At 60.0% G+C, this 11,047-nt stretch carries 3 protein-coding genes, 2 tRNA genes, 4 rRNA genes, 1 pseudogene and 1 other annotated feature; all 10 genes and pseudogenes read left to right on the plus strand.

The annotated features are described in order from the left end of the window. The first annotated feature begins 3 nt into the window (after positions 1–3). The 10 genes and pseudogenes from NW838_RS01425 to NW838_RS01470 all read left to right on the plus strand — a co-directional run bounded on the left by NW838_RS01425 (position 4) and on the right by NW838_RS01470 (position 10,768). Positions 4–111 (plus strand): serpin family protein, encoded by a 108-nt coding sequence (locus NW838_RS01425; RefSeq protein WP_414427364.1) that lies wholly within the window; start codon positions 4–6, stop codon positions 109–111. 378 nt (positions 112–489) lie between these two features. After that, positions 490–2,016: ribosomal RNA gene (locus NW838_RS01430) — 16S ribosomal RNA — on the plus strand. A gap of 63 nt (positions 2,017–2,079) precedes the next feature. Then, positions 2,080–2,156, plus strand: a tRNA-Ile gene (locus NW838_RS01435). 2 nt (positions 2,157–2,158) lie between these two features. Further along, positions 2,159–2,233 (plus strand) — tRNA-Ala (locus NW838_RS01440). Between the two features lie 140 nt (positions 2,234–2,373). Beyond that, positions 2,374–5,038 (plus strand): 23S ribosomal RNA (locus tag NW838_RS01445). A 52-nt stretch (positions 5,039–5,090) separates the two neighbouring features. After that, positions 5,091–5,305, plus strand: a sequence feature (23S ribosomal RNA rRNA prediction is too short). A 244-nt stretch (positions 5,306–5,549) separates the two neighbouring features. Next, positions 5,550–6,089 (plus strand): annotated as a pseudogene (locus NW838_RS01450) (LAGLIDADG endonuclease); the annotation flags it as partial. 17 nt (positions 6,090–6,106) lie between these two features. After that, positions 6,107–8,485: ribosomal RNA gene (locus NW838_RS01455) — 23S ribosomal RNA — on the plus strand. A 105-nt stretch (positions 8,486–8,590) separates the two neighbouring features. After that, a 5S ribosomal RNA gene (gene rrf, locus NW838_RS01460) occupies positions 8,591–8,707 on the plus strand. Together the 16S, 23S and 5S rRNA genes with 2 tRNA genes alongside form the textbook arrangement of a ribosomal RNA operon. A gap of 73 nt (positions 8,708–8,780) precedes the next feature. Next, a complete protein-coding gene (locus NW838_RS01465) occupies positions 8,781–9,599 on the plus strand; it encodes a helix-turn-helix domain-containing protein (protein ID WP_414427362.1) in 819 nt (272 codons plus the stop codon). Then, entirely contained in the window at positions 9,596–10,768 is a 1,173-nt protein-coding gene (locus tag NW838_RS01470) for a glycosyltransferase family 4 protein (protein WP_414427363.1), read from the plus strand. Before NW838_RS01465 ends, NW838_RS01470 begins: the two co-directional genes overlap by 4 nt. Positions 10,769–11,047 lie beyond the last annotated feature (279 nt).

Here is an 11,047-nt window from a genome sequence, read left to right on the forward strand (position 1 = left end):
CCTATAGACCAGTTCAACCTCGTTGCAGACCGCCCGTTCCTGTTTGCGATTGTGCATCAGCCGACGGGTGTGGTGCTGTTTCTGGGCGTTGTGCGGCAGCCCGGAGCGTAGGGGCGACGCCCTTTTTGAGCCGAAGCCCCGCGAATTGGCAGAAATTCGGGGGGAATTTGCCCCGAATCGGGCTTAAACCCTTGACAACGCTGTCACGGGCATGGTATCATATAGCCCGCCTCAGAGCAAGGGACTTTGGGGCGGAAGTGATACCTTGAGATCCCAGAAACTGCGTGCGTAAGGGCTATGCCCTTGACAAACGCGCCTGGGATGTGGTATAATCCGACTCGCCGACACAATCCCGTAAGGCGTGTTGGCGTGTGCGCTTGCTGCAAGGGCGGCAAGCGGTGATTGAACCTTGAAAACCGGGCAGGTAAGAACGCTTTGCGAGGCCAGTCAACTTGGAAAACGAGCCTGCGTAAGCAGGGATCGCGTTTTCTGACGGAGAGTTTGATCCTGGCTCAGGGCGAACGCTGGCGGCGTGCCTTAGACATGCAAGTCGAGCGGTAGGCGTCCTTCGGGGCGCCGAGAGCGGCGAACGGCGGAGTAACACGTGGGTAACCTGCCCCGAAGACTGGGATAACCCGGGGAAACTCGGGCTAATACCGGATGTGGATGCCTTGGCTTCGGCGAAGGCATCTAAAAGGGTTTCCGCTTCGGGATGGGCCCGCGGCCTATCAGGTTGTTGGTGAGGTAACGGCTCACCAAGCCGACGACGGGTAGCCGGTCTGAGAGGATGATCGGCCCGAGGGGCACTGAGACACGGGCCCCACTCCTACGGGAGGCAGCAGTCGGGAATTTTGGGCAATGGGCGCAAGCCTGACCCAGCGACGCCGCGTGGAGGACGAAGCCCTTCGGGGTGTAAACTCCTTTTAGTGGGGACGAACGCAGACGGTACCCACAGAAAAAGCCCCGGCTAACTACGTGCCAGCAGCCGCGGTAATACGTAGGGGGCGAGCGTTGCCCGAATTTACTGGGCGTAAAGCGCACGTAGGCGGCTTCGTAAGTCTGGTGTGAAATCTCACGGCTCAACCGAGAGGCTGCACCAGATACTGCGAAGCTCGAGGACGGGAGAGGAGATTGGAATTCCCGGTGTAGCGGTGAAATGCATTGATATCGGGAGGAACACCAGTGGCGAAGGCGGATCTCTGGCCCGTTGCTGACGCTGAGGTGCGAAAGCTGGGGGAGCGAAAGGGATTAGATACCCCTGTAGTCCCAGCCCTAAACGATGGGCGCTAGGTGTTGGGGGATTAACCCTCAGCGCCGAAGCTAACGCATTAAGCGCCCCGCCTGGGGAGTACGGCCGCAAGGTTGAAACTCAAAGGAATTGACGGGGGCCCGCACAAGCGGTGGAGCATGTGGATTAATTCGATACAAACCGAAGAACCTTACCTGGGCTTGACATCCACGAGAAACGCCTTAGAAATAGGGCGCCTCGGTGGGGAAACTCACCGACCCGTGGACACCGGTTGCATGGCTGTCGTCAGCTCGTGCCGTGAGGTGTTGGGTTAAGTCCCGCAACGAGCGCAACCCTTGTCCTCTGTTGCCAGCGGGTCATGCCGGGCACTCTGAGGAGACTGCCGTGGTCAACACGGAGGAAGGTGGGGACGACGTCAAGTCAGCATGGCGGTTACGTCCAGGGCGTCACACATGCTACAATGGGTGGTACAAAGGGCAGCCAACGCGCGAGCGGGAGCGAATCCCAAAAAACCACCCTCAGTTGGGATCGCAGTCTGCAACTCGACTGCGTGAACGCGGAATCGCTAGTAACGGCGGGTCAGCCATACCGCCGTGAATACGTTCCCGGGCCTTGTACACACCGCCCGTCAAGTCACCCGAGTCGGTTGCACCCGAAGTCGGTCGCCTAACCCACACGGGAGGGAGCCGCCGAAGGTGTGGCTGGTAAGGGGGACTAAGTCGTAACAAGGTAGCCGTACCGGAAGGTGCGGCTGGATCACCTCCTTTAACGGAAGCAACTCTCTACGGCGCGCAAAGCACTACCTGCTCGGTTTTGAGGGAGCCACATACGGGCGCGTAGCTCAGTCGGTTAGAGCGCACCCCTGATAAGGGTGAGGTCATTGGTTCGAATCCAATCGCGCCCACCAGTGGGGGCGTAGCTCAGCGGGAGAGCACCTGCTTTGCACGCAGGGGGTCACCGGTTCAAATCCGGTCGCCTCCACCAACCTAACCCTCAGCGCCTTACGGGGCGCTCAGGGTTGGGCTGATGAGGCGCCCACAGCACGGGCAACGGACCCAACGATTTCCACTTTGACAACTGGACTGGAGTCATCGAGAAGCGCGCCAAAGTAGGCAAGCTACTAAGGGCGCACGGCGGATGCCTAGGAGCAAGGAGCCGATGAAGGGCGTGGTAAGCTGCGATAAGCTGCGAGGAGCCGCAAACAGGCGTTGATCCGCAGATCCCCGAATGGGAGAACCCGGCCACCGAATGGGTGGTCACCCACCGCTGAACCCATAGGCGGTGTGGAGGGAACCTGGGGAACTGAAACATCTCAGTACCCAGAGGAAAAGAAATCGAACGAGATTCCCTCAGTAGCGGCGAGCGAACGGGGAAGAGCCTAAACCAACTGGGCGTGCCCAGTTGGGGTCGTGGGACCGACATCGGAGGACGCCTTCCGCTTAGCAGAAGTGTCTGGAACGGCACGCCATAGAGGGTGAGAGCCCCGTATGCGAAAAGTGGAAGCGACTCGTCGGGATCCCGAGTAGCACGGGATAAGTGGAGCCCTGTGCGAATCTGCCCGGACCACCGGGTAAGGCTAAATACTCCTTGCTACCGATAGCGCAACCAGTACCGTGAGGGAACGGTGAAAAGCACCCCGGAAGGGGAGTGAAAGAGAACCTGAAACCGTGCGCTTACAAACAGTCGGAGGACTATACCCCTCTGGGGGACAGTCTGACGGCGTGCCTTTTGCAGAATGAGCCGGCGAGTTACGCTCAGCGGCAAGGTTAAGCGTCTCAGACGCGGAGCCGTAGCGAAAGCGAGTCCTTACAGGGCGACTCAGTCGCTGGGCGTAGACCCGAAACCGCGCGATCTACCCCTGGTCAGGCTGAAGCCGTGGTAACACACGGTGGAGGGCCGAACTGGTGACCGTTGAAAAGGTCTCGGAGGAACTGGGGGTAGTGTGGTGAAATGCCAATCGAGCGCGGAGATAGCTGGTTCTCCCCGAAATGCATTGAGGTGCAGCCTCACGCGCTATGCTATGCAGGTAGAGCCACTGGATGGGCTAGGGGCCCTACCAGGTTACCGAACCCAACCAAACTCCGAATGGCATAGCAGGAAGCGTGGGAGTGAGACAGCGACGGATGAGCGCCGTTGTCAAAAGGGTAACAGCCCAGACCGCCCGCTAAGGTCCCTAAACACAGGCTAAGTGTGAAAGGATGTAGGGTCGCGTAAACAACCAGGAGGTTGGCTTAGAAGCAGCCATCCTTTAAACAGTGCGTAACAGCTGACTGGTCGAATGTGACCCTGCGCCGACAATGTAAGGGGGCTCAAGCCTGTTACCGAAGCGGCGGGTTCCCGCAAGGGAGCGGTAGGGGAGCGTTCTGCTCGCAGTGAAGGTGGAGCGGAAGCACCACTGGAGCGTGCAGAAGTGAGAATGCCGGCACGAGTAGCGAGAAGACGGGTGAGAATCCCGTCCGCCGAAAGCCTAAGGGTTCTTCAGGCAGGTTCGTCCGCTGAAGGTTAGGCGGTCCTAAGTCGAGGGCGAAACGCCGTAGGCGAAGGGCAGTGGGTCAACATTCCCACCCCAGGTGGTGGAGCCAAGCGGTGACGCTTCAGAATCGGTCGGGCGCAGAGTTGGAAGGCTGCGCTCGCCCCAGCGGCAACTCTGGGGCGACGAAGGGATCCCGCGCGGTGAACGAAGCGACCGTGACTGGAGCCGAGAAAACCCGTGTAGCGTTGAAACCACCTGACCGTACCGCAAACCGACACAGGTAGGCGAGGCGAGGAGCCTCAGGCGCGCGAGAGAAGTCCCGCTAAGGAACTCGGCAAATTGACCCCGTAACTTCGGGAGAAGGGGTGCCTCGAAAGAGGTCGCAGCAAAGCGGGCCCGGCGACTGTTTACCAAAAACACAGCTCTCTGCGAAGGGGAAACCCGATGTATAGGGGGCGACGCTTGGCCAATGCCCGTAGGTTAAGGCGAGGGGTCAGCCGCAAGGTGCAGCCCTGAACTGAAGCCCGGGTGAATGCCGGCCGTAACTCTAACGGTTCGTCACAGGGCCGTTGTAAAATCTGGCTATATGCTGGAACAGCTCGTGGATCCCACACTACCGAGGAGGTGACAAAGTGATGGGTGGAGCCAATCAGCAGGAAAGACTTGAAGTCACCGAAGAGGCGAAATGGTTCCTCGCAGGGTTCATCGAAGGCGAAGGCTCGCTGCTGGTGAGCATCAAACACCACGACACCAGCCGCTACGGATACTATGTTGACCCAGAGTTCCATCTGGTGCAACACCGCAGCGGACTACCCCTGCTCAAACTCGCCCAGCAAGTCTTCGGCACAGGACGCATCTTCCCCAAACCGGGAAGCCCCAACTGCTATGTCTACGCCATCCACTGTCGGCGTAGCCTCTGGGAGAAGGTCGTACCCTACTTCGAGAAGTATGTGGTACCCTTCTCATGCAAGCGCGAAACCTTCTATCGGTTCCGCGAAATCCTGGAACTGATGAACCAAGGGGAACACCGCCGCCCTGAGGGGCTGGCACGCATCGTCGAGAAGGCGTATGCGATGAACCCAGCCGCTAAGGGAAAGCAACGGCTCCGACCGCTGCAGGAGGTGATTTCAAGAATCCTCAGAGACCATACGCCAGACGCTCCGCAACACCCTGCGGAGTGATGATATGGTCCAGTCCCTATGGCGACATAGGGGGCAACTGCCTATGGTAGCGAAATTCCTTGTCGCGTAAATTGCGACCCGCACGAAAAGCGTAACGACTGGGCCACTGTCTCAGCGGGACTCTCGGTGAAACTGTAGCACCCGTGAAGATGCGGGTTACCTGCGGTAGGACGGAAAGACCCTATGGAGCTTTACTACAGCTTGAGATTGCATTTCGGTATGTCATGTAGAGCGTAGGTGGGAGCTTCGGCGCCAATGGAACACCACCCTTGACCTACTGGAATGCTAACCTGCGCCGTGATCCGGCGTGGAGACAGTCTTAGGCGGGTAGTTTGACTGGGGCGGTCGCCTCAACATGGGGCGCCCTGATGGCAACATCAGGGGCAAACTCGGCTATATGCTGGGAAGTCCGTCCCCTCACTTCAAGCCCTCTCCGTGCTTGAAGGAAGGGGTGCAGTGTCCAGCGCTAGTGGCGCACACGCCACTGAAAATGCGACTGGCGCGGACAATCAGCAGGGAAGTCTTCGTGACCCCTCAACGACTGTACGCCGAGCATCCATGCAACGCATGGATGGTGAGACAGTCTGAACTTCCGAGCGATCGGAAGCCTCTCCATGAGGCGTCCAGCAACACAGCGGAGGACGACATGGCACGCAACCACGCACTCGAAGCCTACAAAGAGACGCTGAAACTTACCCGCGTGCAGCGCGAAACACTGGTCGGACTGCTATTGGGCGATGCGCACCTCGAAACCCAAAACCGAGGACGCACCTATCGCCTCAAAATCGAGCAGTCGGACAAGCACTCAGCGTATGTGCAGCACCTCTACACCCTCTTCGAAGCGTGGGTTCTGACGCCGCCACAACAGAAGCCGAACGGCAACTGGTGGTTTCAGACGGTTAGCCATGGCGCATTCCGCTACTATGCGCAGCAGTTTTATTGCGACGGACGCAAGGTCGTCCCCGCGCAGATTCATCGCCTGCTCAAACCGCGAAGCTTAGCGTACTGGTTCATGGATGACGGTTCCATCAAAGACCGCCACTCCAGAGCTGTGGTTTTCCATACGCAAGGCTTCACACAGGCAGAGGTTGCGCGGCTGGCGCAAACACTGACGGAAAAGTTTGCGCTGGAGACCTATCTGCGCCGTCAAGCGGAAGGGCATCAGGTCGTCATTCGGGGCGCAAGCCTCGAACGGTTCCTCGAACTGGTGGAGCCGTACCTGATACCTGAGATGCGATACAAGCTGCCGCGTGCTGGACGAACGGAATTGCCTAAACGGTAACGGAGGCGTCCAAAGGTCCGCTCAGCGCGGTCGGAAATCGCGCGTCGAGTGCAAGGGCATAAGCGGGCTTGACTGTGAGACCAACGGGTCGAGCAGATGCGAAAGCAGGGCCTAGTGACCCTCTGGCTGTGCGTGGGCACGCCAGGGTTCAACGGATAAAAGCTACCCTAGGGATAACAGGCTGATCCTGCCCGAGCGTCCACAGCGACGGCGGGGTTTGGCACCTCGATGTCGGCTCAATTTGGGCCCCTGAAGAGGCAACTCTTCAGGTAAAATCCGGCTGATAACGGGGAAGCCCTAACGCAATCCTCCCCCGATTGGCGAGGGTAATCCCGTGGGAAGTCGAGGAGTTGAAGATGCTGTCAGAGCCAGAGCATTCTGTGTTGGTCGGTTCTCTTCTCGGAGATGCCTGCCTTTCCAAGAATGGCAGGCGTTATCGGGTGCGCTTCGACCATAGCGCTTCTGCGACAGAATACGCGCTGTGGAAGTATACACTGCTACAGCGCATTTGTTGCAGACCGCGCACTGTGGCTGTGTTCGATAAGCGCACATGTAGACACTACTACCACATCCGATACGACACGAAAAGCCTTCCAGAGTTGGAGTGGTATTCGGATACCTTCTACCCGAACGGCTGGAAGGTGGTTCCATTAAGTGTGGAGCTGCTCCTAACGGAACTGGCTTTGGCAGTGTGGTACATGGACGACGGACATCGCCGCACAGACTGCAACGCGTTGCGGTTGAACACGCATGGCTTTCCGCGCTCTGATGTGGAGCGGTTAGCGAACGCCCTATATAGTCGTTATGGCGTTCATGCTAAGCTCCATCAGGCAGGGAAAAGCCAGTGGGTTCTTTATATACCCTCGCGAAGCGCGGTCTTGTTTTGCGAAATTACCCGTCCTTATGTACCCCCATGTATGGGATACAAACTCCTTTGACCCCGTAACGACTGAAGGCTTCATGCCTGAGATGGGCGTCCTGCCCTAAGCAAGGGCAAATCTATGGCGCTCATCACACGCCGGACCCTTGACAAGCGATGGTCAAGGTGATGCTATAGTCTATGCCACTGGAAACAGTGGAGAACCATGCGTCGCATCCTGGGGCTGAATAGGGTCCCAAGGGTTGGGGGGTTCACCCATTAAAGCGGCACGCGAGCTGGGTTCAGAACGTTAGCCCAATAGGGCGTGGCGTCCCACAGGAGTAATCCTGTGGTGCCTACCGGCTCATATCGGTAGACCCCTCCTGCAGTCCGCCGAACGCTGCAGAGGGCAATACCGAGGGAAGAACGGGAGCTGAAGATGAAGGATCTCCTGATTGGTACAATTCTGGGAGACGGTTATTTGGAACCGCATGGGCGCGGCGTGCGCCTTCAAGTGCTGCACGCCGAACGCTTCCGCGACTATGTGGCTTGGAAGCACGAACAACTTGCGGAACTCCAACCGTCGCCCATCCACTATCAAACCAACAGGGGTTACCCATACTGGCGGTTCGTCACCCGATGCCATCCACTCTTAGCCGAACTGCGAGCGCTTTTCTACCCTCAGGGGAGAAAAGAGGTTCCAGAGAACATCACAGAATTACTCAATACCCCTCTGGCGCTTGCAGTCTGGTACATGGACGATGGCACGGTGGACAAACGGCAAGGTTCCATCAAGATAGAGACTCAGTGCTTTTCCACCGAAGGACTGCAGCGTCTCTGCAACACGCTTGCAGTGAACTTTGGTCTGGAGGCGCACATCCACAGAAGCCGAAAGCGTCAAGCGCACTGGCTCTATCTGCCTGTTGAACAAGCGCGAGCGTTTGTTCGTATCGTTGCGCCTTATATCCTGCCAGTAATGAGGTGCAAGCTGCCGTTCCCCGTAACGACTGAAGGCTTTACGCCTGAGATGGGCGTCCTGCCCTAAGTTAGGGCAAATCTATGGCGTCCATCACACGCCGGCTCCTCCTTGTCCTTCGGGAGGATGGAGGTATAGTCTACACCCTTGGAAACAAGGGAGGAATGTGCGTGAGACAGTTCGGTCCCTATCCACCGCAGGCGTAGGAGACTTGAGGGGAGCTGGCCCTAGTACGAGAGGACCGGGCTGGACTGACCTCTGGTGTACCAGTTGTCCCGCCAGGGGCAGACGCTGGGTAGCCATGTCGGGACGGGATAAGCGCTGAAAGCATCTAAGCGCCAAGCCCACCCCAAGATAAGGTCTCCCATCCGGGCAACGGAGTAAGGTCCCCAGTAGATGACTGGGTTGATAGGCGGCAGGTGTAAGCGCAGTAATGCGTTGAGCTGAGCCGTACTAATTGACCGAGGGCTTGCCTATTGACGCACTTCCGACGACTCCAGCTCCAGTTGTCAAAACCTCTCCTGAGAGGGAACCCGCCCTCTCACGAGCGGCGAATTGCACGCTTTCAATCTGGGTGTCCATAGCGGAGGGGAAACACCCGTTCCCATCCCGAACACGGCAGTTAAGCCCTCCAGCGCCGAAGATACTGCTCTGGTAACGGAGTGGGAAAATAGGTCGATGCCCAGATTGAAATCACCTCCACGGCTCCAGAACCCTCTGGAGCCGTTTTCGCATTTAAGGTACACTATACCGCACGCCCATGAGCCGTCTGAGCCTGACCGACTGGTATCGCTATCTTGAGACCCAGTATGCGGACGACGAGCCAGAGCCGCAGCCTTCGGAGCTGGTTGCAGAGACGCCCGCGCACGACTCCCCTGCAGCGTCGCCATTGTCTTCAGAGCTGCTGTCGCCTGCTGCGCCTAAGGAGCAGACGCCGACGGTAGCCGCCGCGCAGACGCCTGCTGCGCCCGCACCTGCCGAGTCGCGCAGGGACGCGCTGGTCTCGATTCGTGTGCCCGATTTCGCCGAGTTTGTGCCGCTAATTGAGCAGGAACTGGGCAGGAAACCGTCCGCTGCGCCCTCTCCCAGCGCAGCGCCTGCCCCTACAGCGGCACAGGCAGAGTCTGCCCCTGCGCCGACTGAGCCTCCCTCGCATGGTCCGCGACTGCGTAAGCGCAAGCGACGCGGCAAGAAACCATCGCCCGAAACGGTTGTGCCGCCCGAAGCCGACAAACTCTGGGCGAAACTGCCCCAGTACCTGCGCTACCTGGCGGAGTGGACGGACGACGATGGCGTCACGCGTAAATACTATCCCGTGCGCGGGCGCGACGAGAGCCGCGAGGAACTCATCGCACGGCTGACCGACCCCGTGCTGACGCTGGAAGAGACGGCGCGCCTGCTGGGGGTGTGCCCTGCGACCATCCGTCGGTATACCGACCGCGGCTGGCTGCGCTGCTTTCGCACAGAGGGCAACCAACGCCGATTCCGCCTGTCGGACATCGTGGCGTTCCTGGAAGAGCAAGCCCTGCGCCAGCCGCGCGGGAACCGCAACGCCCATCGCGAGTCGGAAACGCCGTGAAAGTCGCTATCTTCTCGGAGAGCTACCTGCCGTACCTGAACGGGGTCAGCGTCTCGATTCGCATCCTACACGAGGAGCTGACCCGTCGCGGGCACGAGGTCTGGATTTACGCGCCGCACTATCGCGGCTATCAAGACCCTTACCCCACGGTGCGCCGCCTGCCGTCGGTCTACACGCCGTTCGAGCCTGACTACCCGATTGCGCTGCCGTTTGCGCCCGCGCTGTGGCGCGAGTTCCGCACGCTGGGAATCGATGTCGTGCATACGCACACGCCGTTTTTCACGGGGATTGTGGGCGCGCGTTGGGCAAGGCGACTGCGCATCCCGCTGGTCAGCACCTACCACACGCTGTACGAGGAGTACCTGCACTATGTGCCGCGCGTTGTGCCGCGCGCGCCTGTGCGTCGCCTGCTGCGCTGGCATCTGCGCCGCTACTACGAGGGCGTAGACGCCGTGATGACCCCGTCGGACATCGGCGCGGAGGTGCTGCGCAAATACGGCGTGCGCAAGCCGATTACGCCAATCCGCAACCCTGTGCTGCCGTTCCCTGAAGTCAGCAAGGCGAAGGCGCGCGCGCAGCTGGGTATCCCAGAGGATGTGTGGATGCTGCTGTATGTCGGGCGGATGGCGCCCGAAAAGAATGTCTCCGTGCTGCTGGAGGCGATACCGCACATCGTGCGCGGCTGCCCCAACGCGCGACTGTGGCTGGTGGGACCCGGTCCCGCGCTGGAGTCGCTCCGCGCCGAAGCCGAGGCGCGCCAACTCACCGAGTGGGTGCAGTTCACGGGTCCCGTGCCGCGCGACGAGGTGTCGCTCTACCTGCTGGCGGCAGACTTGTTCGTGTTCCCGTCGGTGACCGAGTCGCAGGGGCTGGTGCTGGACGAGGCGCAGGCGGCGGGCTTGCCGTGCATCGTCGCTAACGGCGGCGGCGCGCCCGAAGCGGTGGACTACGGGCAGACGGGGCTGGTCGTCGAGCCGACGCCCGAAGCGTTCGTGGAGGCGGTGCTGTACCTCACACGGCACGAGGCGGAACGCGAGGCGCTGCGTCAGCGCGCCATCCGCAAGCGCGAGACGCTCTCCGTGCCTGCGGTGGTGGATCGCATCCTTGAGGTCTACGAATCGGCGCGGCAGACGGTCGGGTCGCCCGCGACGGTCTCCGCGACTAAGTAGCCATCGCGAACGGGCGCGCGCCACTCCGCCCACGCCTTGTATGCTGTGTAGGGCAAACGCGGCAGGTAATAGCCCAGCAGCCCCAACGCCCCGCGCCACGCCGACGGACGCACCGCGTGCGGCGCGACAGGTTCCCAGCGTCCCGTGCGGTAGGCGTGATTCAGGCGGGCGTAGGTACGCAGGAGGGCATCTTCGAGAAAGACTGTCTTCTTGTCCCTCACCCCCTGCCCCGCACCCCCCCCGTGGGGGGGGGGGGGGGGGGTGGGGTTTAACAAAATA

The sequence above is a fragment of the Synechococcus sp. R55.2 genome (assembly GCF_047462075.1).
Classification (GTDB): domain Bacteria; phylum Cyanobacteriota; class Cyanobacteriia; order Thermostichales; family Thermostichaceae; genus Thermostichus.